Genomic DNA, 17,374 nt, shown 5'->3' with positions numbered 1-17,374 from the left:
ACTCTTTATGTTGGCCCTGAAATGCCCTGAACAGGCGCATCACGGGAAGCAAAGTGCTCGAAGACTAGCAGCTTTTAGACAGGCAAACCAGCACCCCGGAACAGGCTCCGGAGCGCGTCAGGGCTGGCGTTGCGGGTGACTGCGAGGTCACCCGCAAACCTTAGCGGTCACTCGTCGCGCAGTTCGCGACGCAGGATTTTGCCTACAGCAGACATGGGCAGCGACTCGCGGATCTCGTATTGCTTGGGAACCTTGTAGCCGGTGAAGTTGGCGCGGCAATACTCTTTCAGCTCGTCGATGGTCAGGCTCTTGTCGTTGGGCACCACGAACAGCTTGACCGCCTCGCCGGACTTCTCGTCCGGCACACCGATGGCCGCGGCGTTGGCGACTTTCGGGTGTGCGGCAACCACGTCTTCGATCTCGTTGGGGTAGACGTTAAAGCCGGAGACGATGATCAGATCCTTGATGCGGTCAACGATGGAGACAAACCCGTCTTCGTCGATGATGGCCACATCGCCAGTGCGGAACCAGCCCTCGGCATCCAGCACCTCGTCAGTGGCTTCCGGGCGATTCCAGTAGCCCTTCATCACCTGCGGACCCTTGACGCACAGCTCGCCGCGCTCGCCAATGCCCTGCTCTACACCGTTCTCGTCGATGACTTTCAGCGCCGTGCCGGGGGCCGGCAGACCAACCGAACCGATACGCGCCAGACCGTCACCGGGGCTGGATGTCACCACCGGGGAACACTCGGTCAGACCATAACCTTCGCCGATACGGCAGCCGGTGCGCTTTTCCCAGCGCTCGGCGGTCGCCTTGACCAGCGCGGTGCCGCCGGAGCCGGTGCTCTTGAGGCGGGAGAAGTCCAGCTTGTCAAAGTCCGGGTGGTCCATCAGCGCAACGAACAGGGTGTTCAGACCAACCACCGAGGAGAACTGCCACTTCTTCAGCTCTTCAATAAAGCCGGGGATGTCACGCGGGTTGCTGATCAGCACGTTGTGGTGACCGGCAATCATCATGCACATACAGTTAACGGTGAAGGCAAAGATGTGGTACAGCGGCAGCGGCGCGATGATGACCTCGCCCGGCTCGCCAGAAATCTTCTTACCTTCGCTGTCGATCTGCTGCATGTTGGCGTACACCTGCAGCATGTTGGCGACCAGGTTGCCGTGGGTCAGCATGGCGCCCTTGGCAACGCCAGTGGTGCCGCCGGTGTATTGCAGCACGGCCACGTCTTCCAGGGTGCGGGTCACGGCTGTCGGGCGCTGGCCCTTGCAGCGTTTGAGCGCAGCCTTGAACGAAACGGCCTTGGGCAGTGAGTAGCTCGGCACCATCTTTTTGACGTGCTTGACCGCCGCATTGATCAGCGTGCCCTTGAGGCCCGGCAGCATGTCGCCCAGGCGCGCCTCAAAGAGGAACTCGATTTCGGTATCGGGGAGCACTTCTTCGACCAGGTGGCCGAACATGTTCATAAAGATCAGTGCACGCGCGCCGGAGTCCTTGAACTGATGGCGCATCTCGCGGGCGGTGTACAGCGGGTTGGTGTTAACCACCACCAGACCGGCGCGAATGGCACCAAATACCGCGATGGGGAATTGCAGCACGTTGGGCATCTGGATGGCGATGCGGTCACCCGGCTGCAGCGCGGTGTGCTGCTGCAGATAGGCAGCAAAGGCAGCGGAGTAACGATCCAGGTCAGCGTAGCTGAGCGTAACACCCATGTTGCTGAAGGCAGGCAGCTGAGCGTGTTTGACACAAGCCTGATTGAAGACATCGATGATCGAGCTGTACTGGCTCAGATCGATATCGTTCGGAATCCCCTGTGGCCGCTTGTCCGCCCAGAAAGACGCATCCATCTTGTTCTCCTTTTCCCCGAGTGCTTTTTTTATATCGACCATCGCCGATGGCCCTCGCAGGGGCCTTACGTGGGTCAAACCTATCAGGGCTTGCGGCAAACACAAAATCTCAGAGTGTTTCATTTGGTTTGTGAATATCGCGAGGTGCGCAGTATGCTGCGGGGTGACCTTATCGACATGTCCAGTCATAACAACAACATAAAAAGGATTGACGTCAGCATGCAGCCCACCCTAGCCCCGCAGACCCTGAGCACCAACGATGGCGCCAACCTGGCCGTGTACCAATGGCCCGCCAATGTGGCCGCCCGCGCACAGGTGATCATCTGTCACGGCATGGCCGAACACGGCGCCCGTTACGCCGCACTGGCCGAGGTGCTCAACGCCCAGGGCATCAGCGTGCAGGCGCTTGACCTGCGCGGCCACGGTGCCAGCATCCCGGAGCTGCCGCGCGGCGTGCTGCCAGCCTCTGCCAACTGGGGCAGCCTGGTGGCTGACGTCGCCTTGCTGCTGCAGCGCACCCGTGTGGCTCACCCCGGGCAGCCGATCATTCTGTTGGGCCACAGCATGGGCTCCTACCTGGCCCAGAGCGTATTGATCGAGCACAGCGCACTGGTCGATATCGCCGTGCTCAGCGGCAGCCACGCCCAACCCGCGGGGCTCAGCGCCATGGCCGGCGTAGTGGCGCGCATCGAAGGGCTGCTGCGCGGTGCCGAAGCACCGGCCAAGGCGCTCGACCGGCTGTCCTTCGCCCAATACAACCGCGCCTTTGCCCCCAATCGCACCGCCTTTGACTGGCTCAGCCGGGATACGCAACAGGTTGACCGCTACGTTGCTGATCCACTGTGCGGATTTGTCCTGAGCTGCCACTACTGGCGCTGCCTGGCCCAGGCGCTGCTGGATATCCGCAGCCCGCATCAGTTGGCTGCCATCCGCCCCGACCTGCCCGTACTGATCATCGGCGGCGACGCAGACCCCATCAGCGCCGGCGGCGGCCTGCAGAAACTGCAGGGGCGCTTGCGCGCGGCTGGACTTGAGCAGGTAGAATTGCGCCTTTACCAGGGCGCTCGCCACGAAGTCTTTAACGAGACCAACCGAGCCGAGGTGACGCAGGACCTGCTCACCTGGCTAGCGCCCCACCTGACCGCCCTATCGCAACGGAGCCGCACTGATGCAGACCCTTGAAAACCGCACCTACAACGAACTGGCCATCGGCGAGCGCGCCAGCCTCAGCCACCAGGTAGAAGAACGCGACCTGCTGCTGTTTGCCGCCGTCTCCGGCGACGTCAACCCGGTACACCTGGATGAAGACTTTGCTGCCGCCACCCCGTTCAAGGGTCGCATCGCCCATGGCATGTTTTCCGGCGCGCTGATCTCCGCCGCCATCGCCTGCGAGCTGCCGGGGCCTGGCACCATCTACATCGGTCAGGAGCTGAGCTTCCTGCGTCCGGTACGCCTGGGTGACACCGTCACTATCGAGCTGGAAATCCTCGAGAAGCTGCCGAAAAACCGCGTCAAAATCGCCACCCGGGTAATCAACCAGGATGGCAAACAGGTTGTCGACGGCACCGCCACCGTCATGGCGCCCACCGAGAAAGTCAGCATCCCGCGCCCGCAAGCGCCCGCCGTTCAGCTCGGCTAACGCTCGGCTCAGCCTCCGGTACGCCCTTGCGCGCCGGAGTCTACCCCTACGGTGAGGGTGCACCGCCCTACCCGCAGCAACGTCATCACCGCAGATGAATGCAGCACCAACAACAGGCGTTATCCTCATGGCACTTGGCTGCCGGCTGGCGTTCACTGTTTGCTGAACACCGGTCAGCTCCGCAGACCCTGCGTAACGATCGGCACTTGCCTGACCCGCCCACATCACAACAACAAGAGACACCCCATGGCATCGCGCACCGCCCGCCCGAACATGCTTATCACCGTGCTGTGCGCCATGCTCAGCGCACTGGTAGTGATTGGCTTTGGCCGCCTGGCCTATGGCGTCATTCTGCCGTCCATGCGCGCCGACCTTGGCCTGAGCTATCAGCAGGCCGGCATGCTCAGCACCGTCACAGCGCTCAGCTACGTCTGCTTTGTGCTGGCCGGCGGGCTGGCCGCTGCCCGCTGGGGCGCAAAAGCGTCGATTCTGTTCGGCATGATCACAGTGCTGGTGGGATTCACCGGGCTGGTCTGGGCCTCGAACTTCTGGCTCGCGGTGCTCTGGATGGGGCTGCTGGGGTTTGGCTCGGCCTTTGTGTTCGCGCCCATGGTGTCGCTGTTGGCGTCCTGGTTTCCGGAGCGGCGCGGCCTGGCCATTGGCGGCATGAGCAGCGGTGTGGGTATCAGCACACTGATTACCGGCATGATGGTGCCCTATCTGCTGGCCCGGCTTGGCGATCAAGGCTGGCGCATCAGTTGGGGGCTATTTGCAGTTATCGCACTGCTGGTCACGGTGCTGATCGCCCTGTATATCCGCAACCCGCCGCAACCGGCACAAAGCAGCAACGGCAAACTCTCAGCCCTGGAAAAACAGCGCATCTACCGCAACCCGCGCGTGCTGATCGTTGCCTGCGCCTACGGCGCGGTGGGCCTGGGCTATATCGTGCAAACGGTGTTCACGGTCAGCTACATGGTAGAAAGTGGCCACAGCGCTGCGGTGGCCGGGCGTTACGTGGCGCTTATGGGGTTGTTGTCGATTGGCGCCTCGCCCGTGTGGGGCTGGCTGTCGGACTATACCGGCCGCGGCAACGCACTGGCTCTGTCGCTGCTGATGGTGATCGGCGCCATGGCGCTGCCGCTGATCGACCAGTCCCAGCCCTACTTCTTTGTGCACTACTTGCTGATGGGGATTTCAGTGAACGGCGTGTTCTCCATGGTGCAGACCAGCGCCACCGAACAGGTCGCCCCGCGCTATATTCCGGTTGCCTTCAGTTTTGCCACCCTGTTCTTCGCCGTGGGCCAGTTTCTGGGCCCGGCCATCGCCGGCTGGCTGATCGAGCGAACCGGCGGTTTTGTCGCCGCCTTCAGCTACACCATCGCGGTACTGAGCGTGGGCTTTGTGCTGGCAGTGTTGATCAGCCGATTCCCCGATCAGGTAGCGGTGGATGAGCCTGCCTAAGCTCCGGTGAGCGCCGGATGCCCTCTGAACGACTCAAATATGCCGCCCCACAATGCCCGAAAACACATAGTGAATATGAGAAAAGCGTCGCAGCCGGCCGGGCTTGGCTCGTTGATCTGGCTTGTATATTGTGAAAATATACAAAGATGCTCAACTTAACCAAAATAACAGGCTTTGACTGGGATTCCGGAAACGCCAGAAAAAGCAAAGAGAAGCATAATGTTAGCCAAGCAGAGGCTGAGCAGGTGTTTTTCAACGAACCGCTTTTACTGCTACTTGACGAGAAACATAGCCGGCAGGAAGCGAGGTACCACGCCTACGGCAAAACCGATGATGGCAGAAGGCTGCATATCACCTTGACTCTCAGGGAAGGCGAAACCCTCATCCGAGTGATTTCCGCCCGGGACATGCACCGGAAGGAGAGAATGATTTATGACCAAACTTAAGAAAATACCTACCTTTCAAACAGAACAGGAAGAACGTGCGTTTTGGGAAAGTCATGACTCAAGCGACTACGTGGATGTAAGCAAGGCGCGGCGGGCCATCCTCCCGAACCTGAAACCCTCAACCAAAACCATTTCATTGCGCCTGCCGGAAGGCTTGCTCGACAGCATCAAGGTCGAAGCAAATAAAAGGGACATGCCTTATCAATCGCTCATCAAGGCGTGGCTAGCCAAAGAGGTTCAAGAAAGCCGTGGATGACAGCGACACGACAGGCTCAGGACGTCTTGGGCATCTCACACAACTCAAGCGTTCCGCCCTGCAGGTACACCGGGTGCAGCGCTAACAATTGATGCAGCTGGCTTAGCTCTTCCGCTTCAAAACGCATAAAGCCAGCAACGCTATCGGTGGTCGCGCGAACACCTTTGCTGCCGATCTGGGCAGAACCTGCGACTTCGCTACCACCCAAAAACAACCCGCTCTGATTTGCCGCCGCAAAAAACGCGTCCCACTGCGCCGCAGTGGTCGGCTGGTCTGTGTTGTTGTGGATGAAGAGGAAGTATTCCATGGCTCTGGCCTGCGTGAATTTTATCTGCCCGATCTTATCCGGGCTTTTGCATTCGCCAGTACACCCTCACCGGGTACAGCCTAAACCAGAGACGTTCGTCTTGACGTACGCACCATTAGGCGTACACTTTCGACCAGCAACCCAAACCTGCAAGAGGTGCGTCATGACAGGCATTACCGCAACCGAGGCGCGCAGCAATCTTTATCGGCTGATCGACGAAACCGCCGAATCCCACCAACCCGTCGTTATCCAGGGCAAGCGCAATAGCGCCATTCTCGTCTCTGAAGAAGACTGGTCCGCCATTCAAGAGACGCTTTACCTGCTCTCAGTACCGGGTATGCGGGAATCAATTCGTGAGGGGATGGCAACCCCTGTGGATGAATGCGATGGAGAGCTAAACTGGTGACATGGAAGCTGGTTTACACCAAGCAAGCCCAGAAGGACGCCAAGAAGCTGGCCTCCAGCGGCCTCAAGCCAAAAGCTCAGGAACTATTGACGCTCATTAGCTGTGACCCCTACCGCAGGCCGCCTCCCTTTGAGAAGCTCGTTGGCGACCTTACCGGGGCCTACTCCCGCCGCATCAACATCCAGCATCGCCTGGTCTACCAGGTAATCGACGAGGACAGAGTGGTAAAGGTACTGCGGCTGTGGAGCCATTACGAATAACGCACAACCAGCCGCCATTGCCGAACCAGCGCTTTACTACTGCTGATTCCGCGATTGAGGGACAGGCGCGTGGTCGGCATCAACTGATCACAGATGCCAGGCCCCAATACCGCTGTATGCATGAGATATAACACCTCAACAACTGACACCGCTGCGCTGCGTCCAGCGCTGAAGGCGCGAAAAATGCCCACCTGACCCCAGTTTCTTGCTTCCGTTTATGAAGAGCTAATTCGAAACTCTGACATGACTACTCCAGCTAACTCCAATGCTCAGCAGGCCCAAACGGAGTGCAGCGCTTGGGCAATAATGGCGTAGCCATGCGCAAAAAGATGCGCGGAGTTTGAGTTCCGCTGTAGCTACTTTTTAGCTCATGGCAGCTTCGACAACATTCGATCTTTTTCAGCCGCAAATTCTTTCGATGCAAACAACCGCTGTCTTCCCTCCTTGAATTCACTTTCAGTCAATGCTCCCAGCTTCCAAAGCTTATATAGCCGCTCCAATGTATCCAGCAAAGGCGTCTCTGATGTCAGCGAAGCTGGCTTACTTGCACTTTCCTTTTTTTCACTCAGTTCCTTCAGCCATTTATTCGCAATATTAGCCAACACCTTGACGGTGGCCTTTTGGCAGTTATCGATAACTAGCATCCGGCTCCCAAGATCAACCATTATCTTTCCCAGCATGAGCCCTTGAGATGCTGAGACTGCTTGCACATGGTCGTGGCGAATGCTCTGTGTATCTACAGACTTCGTTAACATCGCTGCATCGAGAAATAGAAATCTGTCACTTGTTAAGACCACCAACCATGTGTTCGCACCGAAATCGAAAGAGTTAGAAGTTTCAGATTGATTCATAACCCCTGACGTGAGCGCAAAAACAACCTCATCCGGCTCCAGATATTCAGGAAGTGCTTTCAATTCTTTCCTTGTGCCGAACGAATCAAGTTCGACATTGTTGAGCCTACATATTTCGCCCCAGCTTCCCGTTTTTGTATATTCGGCGTACTTATCATAGTTGTTCATTTTTTCCTCCTTGGTAAGCGAGAGCTAACGTCCACAACAGGGACCAAACGGAGTGGAGCCAATTTGCAGTAAAGTGAGCGCAGCGAACCGCAAATTGGCGGAGCGTAGCTTGGTCCCTTCATGTGATGTCTGGCACCAGATCATTTTTAGCTTCTCTTAGCACTATTTTGTGAGCTTCCTTTACACCCTTGTGCACTTTATCAATCCACTCTGCATTGCAAGCGCTAAACTCCGATGCCTCCCAATGAATTGAATAAAACTCTTTTAGAGCGATAACAGCATTTCCAGACACGACCAGTTCAGCGGGCCCATGAAGTTCTTTTATATCCGAGAACGATTTCCAAGCTGAGCTTCTCAGTTTGACATACCCTTCACTTTGGTTGATGTCGCCATCTCTATGTTCGGAGCCTGGCTCCATGTACCAAGCTTGCATGTGCTCTACTGTATCTTTCAAAGTATAAAGGGCGTTTAGTAAACCAATATAATAGCGTTCTCGAAGCATCCATTGCTGTTGATTCACCTAATTACTTCTAGTCAGCTCAATTTTTATGGATTCAGTTTCATGAGTAGTCATTTTTAATTGTCGAAGAAGCTCATCGAAATCTTCCTTCGTTGCAAGATTCTCCCCTTTCTTTTTAAGATAAGATGTAGCGAGCGCTCCCAAAGTACCACCTACAAAGGCCGAAATAGTCGTGATTGTAAAAACATCTTCGATCATCTTTTCATGTCGCCTTATTGCTATTTCAGTAGGAATCGATCAAATCACATAACAGCTGATTGGACCGAAGGCTTTATGATTGCATATCAGCAACTTCCGCAATCAACGCCCATCCGCCCGACTAAACCCATAAAAAACAACGCCTTGGCAACACAGCCTGTACTCGCTTGACCGCTTCTTTTTCACGCCAATCATCACTTCCGCGCGCACGGCCGCGCCAAGCGCGTAGGCGCCGGACTCAGTATGCGAGTGGGAGTTGGGTGTTGCTGCGGGGGTGGTGGCCATCCGTTGGTCCTGTTGCTGGCGCCATGCCTGCATTGAACTTAGCGCTATTGTGGTGCGTGGTAAAGAGACGCTGGAAGGCTATTCGGCCTTCCAGCTCACGGGGTAAAGCATCTCTTCGCGGTAGCCGCTGAGGACGCGGCGCAGGCCGCTGAGGTCGGTGTCGAGTTGGCTATCGCCGGTGTCCACCAAAAACGGGCGGCCGGCGAGGCTGCGGAGTTTGGTTTTGGTGGCGACCACCAGCAGGTTGTCCAACCCTACGGCGCGGATGATGCGGGGCGACAGTTGCTGGTTACCGCGCCCGAGTATGTGGCCCTGGCCGCCGATGGCGGTGACCAGTATGCTCCAGTCGCCGCCCTGCTCTACCTGCTCCCACAGTTGCTGCTCGGTGGCGTCACGCAGGGTCAGCTCGCCATTCTTGAGCACGTCCACGCCTAGCAGGGTGCCTTCCAGCCCCATGGCCTCCAGCAGGCCGAGGGTGGTGGAGCCGGGGCCGAGTATCCAGCCGGTGTTGTCGTCTTGTTCTTCCTGCAGGCCGGCGGCGATGTCGTCGAGCACCAGGGTTTCTACTTCACGGCCGCCCTGTTTGACCTGCTGCACAAAGCGGCCCTCTTCCGGCACGGCCAGCTCGCCATAATGGCGTGTGCGCACCTGGCCGTTGCGAAAGGCTTGCTCGTCAATGTCGCGCACATCGGCTTCACGCAGGCGCACCAGCTCGCCCTGCACCAGCAGCGCAACCAGCTCACCGGCGGCGCGTGGGTTGACGGCGTAAACGCCGGAGTGAATTTTCACCCCGGCCGGAATGCCCAGCACCAATTGAGTGCTGTCCAGCTGGTTGCAGATGTTGCGCGCGGTGCCGTCGCCGCCGGCAAACAGCAGCAGATCAACGCCCTGCTGGTGCATCTGCCGGGCGATGGTTTCGGTGTCGTCGGCGCTGGTGTGCGGCGGGTTGGCCAGCTTACCGACCACCTGTGCATCAAACCCCATGTCGGCCAGCAGGTCGGCGCCCATGGGGCCGGGGGCGCTGAGGATCTGCAAGCGCTCGCGCAGGGGTAACAGGTGCTCCAGGGTCTGACGCACGCGGTTGTGCGCCTGTGGCTCGACGCCCATGGCCAGAGCGTCGTCGGCAACGCCGTCCGAGCCCTTTAAGGCCGCGCGGCCACCCAGGCCGGCCAGGGGGTTGATGATCAGGCCGAGCCTGAAGTGTGTGTTGGGTGTGCTGTTTGCCATGTCACAAATCCGTCATGCCAGTGCCATATCCTGCCTGCAGCCAATAAGCCTTCGGCTGCCATCCACTTGGGAGACAACCATGAATGTGCATGCTCTGAAACCGTGCCGTGAAAGTGCCGACATCCTGATTCATCCGTCCCATTGCGTGGGCGGCCATCTGATCGACGAAGACGGCGGCGAGATTGCCATCACCGAACAGATGATCCAGCAAGCCTGTCAGGAGCTGGAACAACAGTGGGTGCCGGCGCGTCCGCGCTTCAGCGCCTGAATCCGGCGGCGGCCAGCAGCGCCGCCGCGTCTTCACCTTCGCTGTGCCGCACCTCAACTTCGGGGCATTCGCGGCGCAGCGGGTATCCCTTACGCAGTGCATCAAACGCCTGAGCGGTGCTTTGCCCGGCCAGCGGCAGCATGGCTGCACGAAAACGGGCGTCGTCATCGCGCACATCGTAAACCTGTCTGAGTGAACGTTCGAGCAGCCATTGCGCCGGGGTGCCGGCGGCAAACTGCAGCTGCGCCCTGCCCGCCTCAGGGGCCAGGCTGTCGAGGCTGAGCGGTGCGCTCTGGCCCAGGCTGGCGCACAGGGCGCGGTAGATCTGCTCGGTGCCGCGCAGCTTGCCGTCCAGGCTGTAACCGGCAATGTGCGGGGTGCCTAGCGCGCAGCGTTGTAGCAACGCGCAGTCGACTTGCGGCTCTTGCTCCCAGACATCCAGCGCCACCTGTAGATCAGGCCGTTGGGCCAGTACGGCCTTGAGCGCGTGGTTGTCAATCACCGGGCCACGGCTGCTGTTGATCAGCCAGGCGCCGGGGCGCAGGGCAACCAGGCGGCCAGCATCCAGCAGGTGCCAGGTGGCATCGGCGCCAGTGCGGGTCAGGGGCACGTGGCAGCTGATGACGTCGCACTCGGTCAGCAGTTGATCCAGCGGCGCGAAGCCGGCCTCGCCAAGGGCGGCGCGCGGCGGGTCGCAGAGCAGGCACTCAACCCCGAGGGCGGTGAGCGTATGCGCCAAGCGCCCGCCCACCTCGCCCACGCCGACAATACCCACGCGGCGCGCGCGCCAGTCCTGGCCGGTGCGCTCGCTCAGGGTCAGCAGACAGCTGAGTACATATTCGACCACACCACGGGCGTTGCAGCCCGGCGCGCTGGCGACGGTGACGCCGGCGGCGGCCAGGCCGGGCAAGTCCAGATGGTCGGTGCCGATGGTGCAGGTGCCGACAAAGCGTACCGGGGTGCCCGCCAGCAGTTGCGGGTCTACCCGAGTGACCGAGCGCACAAGCAGCGCGTCGGCGTCGGTCAGGTCCTGGTGGCTGATCTGCCGGCCGGCCAGCCGGGTAATGCGGCCCAGCGGAGCAAAAAAGGCGTCCAGCAGGGGGATGTTTTCGTCAGCAACAATATGCATGAAAGGTCACTTGAGCAGGCATGATGAGCCATTGTCGAGGGGGCGATGCGTGCTGTCCAGCCGGGCGAGCAAAGGAGCGATTTCTGCAGACAACTGCAGTTTGTCGCATTGATGCAACATCGGCCTTGCGTCGAGACAGCGGCACTGCTTAACTGCAAGTCAGAGTCTGGATGTGACTTTTCAGTCCGATAACCATTCCAAGCGTTTTTTCGAGGGACACCCTCGTTTTTGCAGGACCTGCCTGAGTACCGGAACGCACCGCGCACCGCCCACTGCGCCGCGCCCGGGACTGTCCTCACCACCCTGTCGCCACCACAACAATGTTCAATTTCCGGCGCTGCCGCTGTGCGCCCGGCGACCTTCTGCGTTTGCGCCAAGGCCCTTTGCCTGCACTGCCCTGTATCGCTCGTCCGCCGGGTCGAGCCACGCCAACACTGGAGACAGGGAATATGAAAGCAGAACACGACGTTGTGGAAACCCTGGGCGGCTTGCGCGTCCACACCCACTACTACAGCAGCCCGGCGCCGCAAGGCACGGTGATTCTGGTCAACGGTTCGCTGGCCACCACTGCCGCCTTCGCCCAGACCGTGCGCTACCTGCAGCCGCACTTTAATGTGGTGCTGTTTGATGAGCCCTACGCGGGCCAGTCCAAACAGTACAACAGCAATCGCCGGCCGATCACCAAGGAGCAGGAGGCGAGCATCCTGCTGGAGCTGATCGAGCGCTACCGTGCCGATCACCTGATGTCCTTTTCCTGGGGAGGCGCCTCTGCCCTGCTGGCCCTGGCGCAGCGCCCGGCGCGTATCCGCAAGGCGGTGGTGCTGGCCTTCTCGCCGCTGATCAACTCGGCGATGCGCGACTATCTGGAGCGCGGCATCGACCTGCTGGTCAACTGCGAGCGCAAGCCCCTGGGCGAGCTGCTCAACAGCACCATTGGCGAGCACCTGCCATCGCTGGTCAAGCGCTTCAATTTTCGGCATATCGTCAGCCTGGACGAGCACGAGTACCACCAGATGGCCTTTCACGTGAGCCAGGTACTGACCCAGGACACCCGCTGCTATTTGCGCGGCAGCGCCGATATCGACACGCCGATTCTGTTCGTCAACGGCGATCTGGACCGCTACACCAGCCCGGAGGATGCGCGGCATTTCAATCGCTATATCCGCCATTGCCGCTTTGCCACCGTACGCGGCGCAGGGCATTTTCTGGATATGGAAAGCCGCGAGGCCTGGGCGCAAACCCGTGATGCGGTGCTGGGTTATCTGGCGCCCAGCTTGGACACCGGCGCCGAGCCGGCCGAGCGCATCAGCAATATTGGCGGGGCGCGGGTGGTGCCGTTACCGGTATGAGGCTCAGACCTCGTCCAGCAAAGCAGACCAGGCTACGCCGGGACGGTAATGGGCGAGCAACGCGGCACTGTAACGCTGCGGGCGCTCGCCCAGCCCACCGCTGAGGTAGGCTCGGGCCTGCTCACGCACGCGGGCGCGAAATGGCGCCGGGTCTGTTGCCTCGCCACTGAGGTTGTCGGTACTCACATCAAAGCGGTGGCCGGCAGCCAGACAGAAAATCAGCTCCAGCGCCTGGGGCTTTACCTCTACCTGCTCAAAGGTGCGCTGCTGCTCGGCACTGCGGCCATCCGGCGCATACCAGTAACCAAAGTCCGGCAACAACCTGCGCTCGGGCCCGGCCACACACCAGTGCGCCACCTCATGCAGCGCGCTGCGGAAATAATCACGGGTAAAGAGAATACGGTGATGCGGCTCGCTGGCATCGGCGGGCAGGTATTCCGGCTCCGGGTAGCCGCCACGCAGGCAAGTGTTGTAGTCCGCCAGAAAGGAGTCATCAAACAGCGTGATCAAATCCTGATAGTGATGCGGCATAGGGCTGAGCAAGAATAATAAAGTTGGCTGGACAATGGCGGCTAAATTGCTAGCATTGGCGGTTTTTCTCGGCAGCCAGTCAACACATGAACCAGACACCTCCCCAACCCGCCAGGGCGCGCATTGTAACAGAGCTGCGGGCATTGATTGTGCTGGTGCTGCCGATCATCGCTGCACAAATGGCGCACACCCTGCTGGGCTTTGTCGACACCGCCATGGCCGGCCGCGTCAGCGCCGAAGCCCTGGCCGCCGTGGCGCTGGGCAACTCGTTCTGGATCCCGACCCTGCTGTTTCTGACCGGGGTGATGATGATCCTCACCTCCAAGGTGGCTGCGGCCAGCGGCGCCGGGCGCGTCAGCGAAACCGGCGCGCTGGTGCGCCAGGGTGCCTGGCTTGGGCTGATCCTCGGTCTGTTCTGTCTGCTGTTTCTTAACCTGATGCAACCGGTGCTGGTGTGGATGAAGGTCGAACCGCAGCTGGTACCGGTCACGCTGGATTACCTCTTGGCCATTTCGCTGGGCTTTCCTGCGGTCGGACTGATGCTGGCCCTGCGCGGGCTGACCGATGGCCTGTCGCGTACCAAACCGGCCATGCTGATCGGCTTTATCGGGCTGCTGATCAACGTACCGGCCAACTACGTGCTGGTGTACGGCAAGTTCGGCTTTCCAGCGATGGGGGCAGTGGGCTGCGGCGTCGCCACCGCGCTGGTGATGTGGGCCATGCTTGGCTGCATGCTGTTTCACCTCAAGCGCGCGCGCTTTTATCAACCCTGCGGGCTGTTCGAGCGCTTCGACTGGCCGCACGCGCGCACTCAGGGCGAACTGATCGGCCTGGGCTTTCCCATTGGCATTGCGCTGTTCGCCGAGACCAGCATGTTCGCCGTGATCGCCTTGTTGATCGGCAGCTTGGGTGCGGTGGTGGTGGCCTCGCATCAGGTAACCATCAACTTCTCCTCGCTGGTGTTTATGGTGCCCTTCAGCCTGGGCCTGGCCATCACCGTGCGCGTGGGCCACAACCTGGGCCGCAGCGGCGCCCGTGACGCCATACTGGCAACCAAGGTGGGGCTGGTATTGGCGCTGGTGTTTGCCGCACTGGCCGCTACCGCGATGTACACCCTGGCGCAGCAGATTCCGCAGATCTACACCCAGGACCGCGAGGTCATCAGCCTGGCCGCCAGCCTGCTGGCACTGGCTGCGTTGTATCAGTTTTCGGACGCAATTCAGGTCGCCTGTGCCGGTGCGCTGCGGGGCTTTCAAGACACCCGCCTGCCAATGCTGCTGACCATGATTGCCTACTGGCTGATCGGCCTGCCCACCGGCTGCATTCTGGGGCTAACCGACTGGCTGGGCCCGGCGCGCGGGCCGGCCGGCTTTTGGCTGGGCCTGATTGTGGGCCTGAGCAGTGCGGCGCTGTTTCTGGGCTTGCGTCTGCGCGCGGTCAGCCGCAAACCCGGTCTGCAGCGCGGGCTGGGGCAACGGCAGGCAGAGGTTTAATTTCTCTATACTGTGCCCATGCGCCTGGCCACCTTATTTATCACCCTGCTGAGCACTCTGCTACTGACCGGCTGCCAACGACAGCCAGCGGCCGAGCAGCAGATGGAGAATTATCTCGATCGCCTGGCCCGGGTGCTGCGCCAGGACTGGCAGCCTTTTCCCGCCGACAGCCTCAGCCGCTACCGCCTGCCCGAGCGCCGCGACAGCCTGTACAGCATCCCGGCCGAGCGCATTGGCCTTTTGGAGCTGCTGGTAGACGTGAACCCATGCCGGCCACTGCAACAGCGCGTGGCCGAGCGCAACAGCGTGCTGGGTAAGGTGATGCCCTGGAGTAGCCGCATCGCCTATGAAGGTGAACTGCTGCGCGCCATGGAGCAGTGCCTTGGCACCCTGAGTGAGCCCGACCAGCAGCCACTGCGCAACGAACTGAGCGCCATTGCCGAGCGCAAGCGCAGCCAGCTGCCGCAGGTCTACTGGAACACCATCAATACCAGTACCGAGCTGGCCGGCTATCTGCGCTTTGCCGACACGCCGTTACCCGTGCAGGAGCCGCCGCTGCATGACACCGCCGCGCTTGCCGCGCTGCAGCAATTGACCGCCATCGGTGCCGGCCTGCCAGCGCAGCTGCCGCCGGCGCTGGAGCTGATTGAGCAGCCCCTGCAAACCCTGCAGCGCAGCCCCAACGGCAGCCAACTGATCACCGCCCTGGCCCAAACTCGCCACGGTCTGCAACAGGCCACCGCCATGCTGCAGGCGCAACCGGGCCGCTACCTGTGCCCTATGGGCACACCGTCGGCGCGTTCCAAGGTACTGCTCAATGTGTTTGTGCTGTTCTATGCGGGCGAGATACAGCCGTACCTGGCCCAACTGCAACGCCTGGGCCAGCCCTGGGCAGAATCCATCATCGCGCTGCGCGCGGTGCCTGGCATACCAGCCGCCACCGCCGCTGCGCTCGATCAACTGGCCGGTACGCCGCAGAGTCTGTGGGAGCAATACCAGGCCGCGCTCACTGAGCACACGGATGCCTGGAAGCAGCAACTGGGTGCGTGCCAGTCACAACCCGGGCAAGCAGGCTGGGAGCAAAGAGATCAGGGCAACGCAGACTGATTCGGCTTCAGTCCGCCTTGCGAATCAGGTAATGAAAGATGCCGTCAGCCTCGTGCTGCTCCAGCAGCTCATGGCCGAGAAAACTGCAAAAACGCGGAATATCGCGCTGGGTAGAAGGGTCGGTGGCCAGCACCTGTACCAGCTCACCGGCGGCCACATCGCGCACGGCGTTGTGCAGCATCATGACCGGCTCCGGGCAGGTCAGCCCACGGGTATCCAGGGTCGTAGCGGCAGAGTCAGTCATGGCAAGGCTCGGTTAAATCAACAAGCTGGCGATTATCCCGCAATCATCCCGGGCTTGCCAGACGCCCGGCGGCGACCGACACTGGAGTTAGAGTCACAACACCCCTGCAGGGTAAGGAAGCAAGATGATCAAAGTGCTGATTGAACGTGTGATTGCAGAAGGTCTGGAACAACCCTACGAAGAGGTCGCCCGGCGCGTGCTTGCCGCTGCCGTACAGTCCCCCGGTTTTATCTCCGGCGAATCTTTCCGTGACATGGAGCAGCCCAACCGCCGCATCATCATGGTCACCTGGCAAAACATGCACTCCTGGCAGCGCTGGGAAAGCTCCGAATCGCGCCGCGACAGCATCAGCGCCTTTGCGCCGATACTGCAGGAAGAAGAACAGATCAGCCTGCTGGAGCCGCTGTAAGGCCATGCAGCTAATTCCCCGGTAAAATGCGCACTGCATCGCCTTTTGCCGGATTAGCACCTGCCACGCAGGGCCGTAGTCCGTAACCTCGGCTGTCGCATTAGCAGCTAGGGTCTGTGGCCGTTCCGTCCACCCGCCTGTTGCAGTCTATAAAGCCGCCAATCAAGGAGCGAGGAGCGTAGCGTGGTCATTCCACGTGAGCGACGAGCGACGCCGAGTGGCGGTTTTACAGGCGCAACCGGTAGGGCCGGGGCCATTTTTGGCCATGCTGCGTTGTCGGTCGCTCAGGTAGAGCGACTACACATCACTTCCTCCGCCTTGCCTGGCCGAAAAATGGCCTCCGGCAGGCGGGTGAACGGAACGGCCACAGACCCTATAGGAACAACGGATGTTCTCCCCCGCCAATCAGGCGCACTTCAGCCTCGAAATCGACGGCGCCGAACACGATTTCAAGGTACTCGAGTTCACTGCCCATGAAGCGCTCAACCAGCCCTATGCGGTGCTGCTGACCCTGGTCAGCGAACGTCCAGATATTGACCTCTCAAGCCTGTTGCACCTGCCAGCCTGGCTGGATACCGGTGCCGGTAGCGGTTTTCACGGTTTTATCGATCAGCTCACCCAGGGTGAGTCCGGTCGCCGGCTGACACGCTATCAGCTGCGTCTGCAGCCGCAGTTGGGCTACCTGCAGCACCGCATCAACCAGCGCATCTTCCAGCACCGCACGGCGTCCGAGATTATCGCCGCCGTACTGCAGGAGCACGGCATCCACAGCGACGCCTACCGCTTCAGCCTCAATACGCCGTTGCCCACGCGGCGCTACTGCACTCAGTACGATGAGAGCGACCTGCACTTTATCCAGCGCCTGTGCGAGGAAGAGGGGCTGCACTTTCACTTTGAGCACCAGCGTGACGGCCATACCCTGGTGTTTGGCGATGACCAGACCTGCTACCCGCGCCTGCCCGAGATC

At 60.4% G+C, this 17,374-nt stretch carries 22 protein-coding genes; 13 read left to right on the top strand and 9 right to left on the bottom strand.

Annotation, left to right across the window (positions count from 1 at the left end; translation table 11 throughout):
• Nucleotides 1-167: 167 nt before the first annotated feature.
• Nucleotides 168-1,853 (bottom strand): long-chain-fatty-acid--CoA ligase, encoded by a 1,686-nt coding sequence (locus BM116_RS06785; protein ID WP_083727877.1) that lies wholly within the window; start codon nt 1,851-1,853, stop codon nt 168-170.
• A gap of 219 nt (nt 1,854-2,072) precedes the next feature.
• Here BM116_RS06785 and BM116_RS06780 point away from each other — a divergent pair, with 219 nt between their 5' ends.
• The 5 genes from BM116_RS06780 (at nt 2,073) to BM116_RS06760 (ending at nt 5,655) form a co-directional block, all read left to right on the top strand.
• Nucleotides 2,073-3,035: an alpha/beta hydrolase gene (locus BM116_RS06780; protein WP_083727878.1), complete on the top strand. Its 963-nt coding sequence runs from the start codon at nt 2,073-2,075 to the stop codon at nt 3,033-3,035.
• Nucleotides 3,022-3,492, top strand: a complete 471-nt coding sequence (locus BM116_RS06775) for a MaoC/PaaZ C-terminal domain-containing protein (RefSeq protein WP_083727879.1) — start codon at nt 3,022-3,024, stop codon at nt 3,490-3,492. The genes BM116_RS06780 and BM116_RS06775 overlap by 14 nt, the downstream gene beginning before the upstream one ends.
• 246 nt (nt 3,493-3,738) lie before the next feature.
• A complete protein-coding gene (locus tag BM116_RS06770) occupies nt 3,739-4,953 on the top strand; it encodes an MFS transporter (RefSeq protein ID WP_083727880.1) in 1,215 nt (404 codons plus the stop codon).
• 146 nt (nt 4,954-5,099) lie between these two features.
• Nucleotides 5,100-5,399 (top strand): BrnT family toxin, encoded by a 300-nt coding sequence (locus BM116_RS06765; RefSeq protein WP_083727881.1) that lies wholly within the window; start codon nt 5,100-5,102, stop codon nt 5,397-5,399.
• Nucleotides 5,386-5,655 (top strand): BrnA antitoxin family protein, encoded by a 270-nt coding sequence (locus BM116_RS06760; protein WP_083727882.1) that lies wholly within the window; start codon nt 5,386-5,388, stop codon nt 5,653-5,655. The genes BM116_RS06765 and BM116_RS06760 overlap by 14 nt, the downstream gene beginning before the upstream one ends.
• Nucleotides 5,656-5,671: 16 nt before the next feature.
• Here the strand turns inward: BM116_RS06760 and BM116_RS06755 are convergent, their stop codons facing one another.
• The gene (locus tag BM116_RS06755; protein ID WP_083727883.1) at nt 5,672-5,962 is read right to left on the bottom strand and encodes a hypothetical protein; all 291 of its coding nucleotides are present in this window, start codon (nt 5,960-5,962) and stop codon (nt 5,672-5,674) included.
• 163 nt (nt 5,963-6,125) lie between these two features.
• On the opposite strand from BM116_RS06755, the gene BM116_RS06750 reads away from it, so the two are divergent.
• A complete protein-coding gene (locus tag BM116_RS06750) occupies nt 6,126-6,368 on the top strand; it encodes a type II toxin-antitoxin system Phd/YefM family antitoxin (protein WP_083727884.1) in 243 nt (80 codons plus the stop codon).
• On the top strand, nt 6,365-6,628 hold the full coding sequence (locus tag BM116_RS06745; RefSeq protein WP_083727885.1) for a Txe/YoeB family addiction module toxin: 264 nt from the start codon (nt 6,365-6,367) through the stop codon (nt 6,626-6,628). Before BM116_RS06750 ends, BM116_RS06745 begins: the two co-directional genes overlap by 4 nt.
• A gap of 368 nt (nt 6,629-6,996) precedes the next feature.
• Here BM116_RS06745 and BM116_RS06740 read toward each other — a convergent pair whose 3' ends face one another.
• The 4 genes from BM116_RS06740 to BM116_RS06735 all read right to left on the bottom strand — a co-directional run bounded on the left by BM116_RS06740 (nt 6,997) and on the right by BM116_RS06735 (nt 9,877).
• A complete protein-coding gene (locus BM116_RS06740; RefSeq protein WP_083727886.1) occupies nt 6,997-7,647 on the bottom strand; it encodes a PH domain-containing protein in 651 nt (216 codons plus the stop codon).
• Nucleotides 7,648-7,765: 118 nt separating this feature from the next.
• Complete coding sequence (locus BM116_RS18660) at nt 7,766-8,167, bottom strand: hypothetical protein (RefSeq protein WP_139056981.1); 402 nt, start codon at nt 8,165-8,167, stop codon at nt 7,766-7,768.
• The gene (locus BM116_RS18655; protein ID WP_139056982.1) at nt 8,168-8,365 is read right to left on the bottom strand and encodes a hypothetical protein; all 198 of its coding nucleotides are present in this window, start codon (nt 8,363-8,365) and stop codon (nt 8,168-8,170) included.
• A gap of 363 nt (nt 8,366-8,728) precedes the next feature.
• Nucleotides 8,729-9,877: an ATP-NAD kinase family protein gene (locus tag BM116_RS06735; RefSeq protein WP_083727888.1), complete on the bottom strand. Its 1,149-nt coding sequence runs from the start codon at nt 9,875-9,877 to the stop codon at nt 8,729-8,731.
• A 79-nt stretch (nt 9,878-9,956) separates the two neighbouring features.
• Between BM116_RS06735 and BM116_RS06730 the strand changes: the two genes are divergently transcribed.
• On the top strand, nt 9,957-10,145 hold the full coding sequence (locus tag BM116_RS06730; protein WP_083727889.1) for a PA1571 family protein: 189 nt from the start codon (nt 9,957-9,959) through the stop codon (nt 10,143-10,145).
• On the opposite strand, the gene pdxB is transcribed toward BM116_RS06730, so the two are convergent.
• On the bottom strand, nt 10,135-11,274 hold the full coding sequence (gene pdxB / locus BM116_RS06725) for a 4-phosphoerythronate dehydrogenase PdxB (RefSeq protein WP_083727890.1): 1,140 nt from the start codon (nt 11,272-11,274) through the stop codon (nt 10,135-10,137). The two genes, BM116_RS06730 and pdxB, sit on opposite strands and share 11 nt — an antisense overlap.
• Before the next feature lie 449 nt (nt 11,275-11,723).
• Between pdxB and BM116_RS06720 the strand changes: the two genes are divergently transcribed.
• Nucleotides 11,724-12,623, top strand: a complete 900-nt coding sequence (locus BM116_RS06720) for an alpha/beta fold hydrolase (protein WP_083727891.1) — start codon at nt 11,724-11,726, stop codon at nt 12,621-12,623.
• 3 nt (nt 12,624-12,626) lie between these two features.
• Here the strand turns inward: BM116_RS06720 and BM116_RS06715 are convergent, their stop codons facing one another.
• Nucleotides 12,627-13,154 carry an elongation factor P hydroxylase gene (locus BM116_RS06715; protein WP_083727892.1) on the bottom strand — a complete coding sequence of 176 codons (528 nt, stop codon included), beginning with the start codon at nt 13,152-13,154 and terminating at the stop codon, nt 12,627-12,629.
• An 86-nt stretch (nt 13,155-13,240) separates the two neighbouring features.
• On the opposite strand from BM116_RS06715, the gene BM116_RS06710 reads away from it, so the two are divergent.
• Nucleotides 13,241-14,647, top strand: a complete 1,407-nt coding sequence (locus BM116_RS06710) for an MATE family efflux transporter (protein WP_083727893.1) — start codon at nt 13,241-13,243, stop codon at nt 14,645-14,647.
• 18 nt (nt 14,648-14,665) lie between these two features.
• Nucleotides 14,666-15,754 (top strand): DUF3080 family protein, encoded by a 1,089-nt coding sequence (locus tag BM116_RS06705; protein ID WP_083727894.1) that lies wholly within the window; start codon nt 14,666-14,668, stop codon nt 15,752-15,754.
• 7 nt (nt 15,755-15,761) lie between these two features.
• Here the strand turns inward: BM116_RS06705 and tusA are convergent, their stop codons facing one another.
• Entirely contained in the window at nt 15,762-15,998 is a 237-nt protein-coding gene (tusA, locus tag BM116_RS06700; protein ID WP_083727895.1) for a sulfurtransferase TusA, read from the bottom strand.
• 124 nt (nt 15,999-16,122) lie between these two features.
• On the opposite strand from tusA, the gene BM116_RS06695 reads away from it, so the two are divergent.
• Together BM116_RS06695 and tssI are read left to right on the top strand one after the other, a co-directional pair.
• The gene (locus BM116_RS06695) at nt 16,123-16,407 is read left to right on the top strand and encodes an antibiotic biosynthesis monooxygenase family protein (RefSeq protein ID WP_083727896.1); all 285 of its coding nucleotides are present in this window, start codon (nt 16,123-16,125) and stop codon (nt 16,405-16,407) included.
• 388 nt (nt 16,408-16,795) lie between these two features.
• A partial coding sequence (gene tssI, locus BM116_RS06690; RefSeq protein ID WP_139222355.1) for a type VI secretion system tip protein TssI/VgrG occupies nt 16,796-17,374 on the top strand: 579 nt, incomplete at its 3' end.

This window comes from Halopseudomonas pachastrellae (genome assembly GCF_900114765.1).
GTDB classification, from domain to species: Bacteria; Pseudomonadota; Gammaproteobacteria; order Pseudomonadales; family Pseudomonadaceae; genus Halopseudomonas; species Halopseudomonas pachastrellae.
The sequence above is the reverse complement of the archived record's forward strand: the minus strand, read 5'-3'. Positions and strand labels throughout refer to the sequence as shown.

Coding starts and splice junctions, on each gene's coding strand:
- BM116_RS06785 (WP_083727877.1), bottom strand. CDS start 1,853: ATGGATGCGTCTTTCTGGGCGGACAAGCGGCCACAGGGGATTCCGAAC.
- BM116_RS06780 (WP_083727878.1), top strand. CDS start 2,073: ATGCAGCCCACCCTAGCCCCGCAGACCCTGAGCACCAACGATGGCGCC.
- BM116_RS06775 (WP_083727879.1), top strand. CDS start 3,022: ATGCAGACCCTTGAAAACCGCACCTACAACGAACTGGCCATCGGCGAG.
- BM116_RS06770 (WP_083727880.1), top strand. CDS start 3,739: ATGGCATCGCGCACCGCCCGCCCGAACATGCTTATCACCGTGCTGTGC.
- BM116_RS06765 (WP_083727881.1), top strand. CDS start 5,100: ATGCTCAACTTAACCAAAATAACAGGCTTTGACTGGGATTCCGGAAAC.
- BM116_RS06760 (WP_083727882.1), top strand. CDS start 5,386: ATGACCAAACTTAAGAAAATACCTACCTTTCAAACAGAACAGGAAGAA.
- BM116_RS06755 (WP_083727883.1), bottom strand. CDS start 5,962: ATGGAATACTTCCTCTTCATCCACAACAACACAGACCAGCCGACCACT.
- BM116_RS06750 (WP_083727884.1), top strand. CDS start 6,126: ATGACAGGCATTACCGCAACCGAGGCGCGCAGCAATCTTTATCGGCTG.
- BM116_RS06740 (WP_083727886.1), bottom strand. CDS start 7,647: ATGAACAACTATGATAAGTACGCCGAATATACAAAAACGGGAAGCTGG.
- BM116_RS18655 (WP_139056982.1), bottom strand. CDS start 8,365: ATGATCGAAGATGTTTTTACAATCACGACTATTTCGGCCTTTGTAGGT.
- BM116_RS06735 (WP_083727888.1), bottom strand. CDS start 9,877: ATGGCAAACAGCACACCCAACACACACTTCAGGCTCGGCCTGATCATC.
- BM116_RS06730 (WP_083727889.1), top strand. CDS start 9,957: ATGAATGTGCATGCTCTGAAACCGTGCCGTGAAAGTGCCGACATCCTG.
- pdxB (WP_083727890.1), bottom strand. CDS start 11,274: ATGCATATTGTTGCTGACGAAAACATCCCCCTGCTGGACGCCTTTTTT.
- BM116_RS06720 (WP_083727891.1), top strand. CDS start 11,724: ATGAAAGCAGAACACGACGTTGTGGAAACCCTGGGCGGCTTGCGCGTC.
- BM116_RS06715 (WP_083727892.1), bottom strand. CDS start 13,154: ATGCCGCATCACTATCAGGATTTGATCACGCTGTTTGATGACTCCTTT.
- BM116_RS06710 (WP_083727893.1), top strand. CDS start 13,241: ATGAACCAGACACCTCCCCAACCCGCCAGGGCGCGCATTGTAACAGAG.
- BM116_RS06705 (WP_083727894.1), top strand. CDS start 14,666: ATGCGCCTGGCCACCTTATTTATCACCCTGCTGAGCACTCTGCTACTG.
- tusA (WP_083727895.1), bottom strand. CDS start 15,998: ATGACTGACTCTGCCGCTACGACCCTGGATACCCGTGGGCTGACCTGC.
- BM116_RS06695 (WP_083727896.1), top strand. CDS start 16,123: ATGATCAAAGTGCTGATTGAACGTGTGATTGCAGAAGGTCTGGAACAA.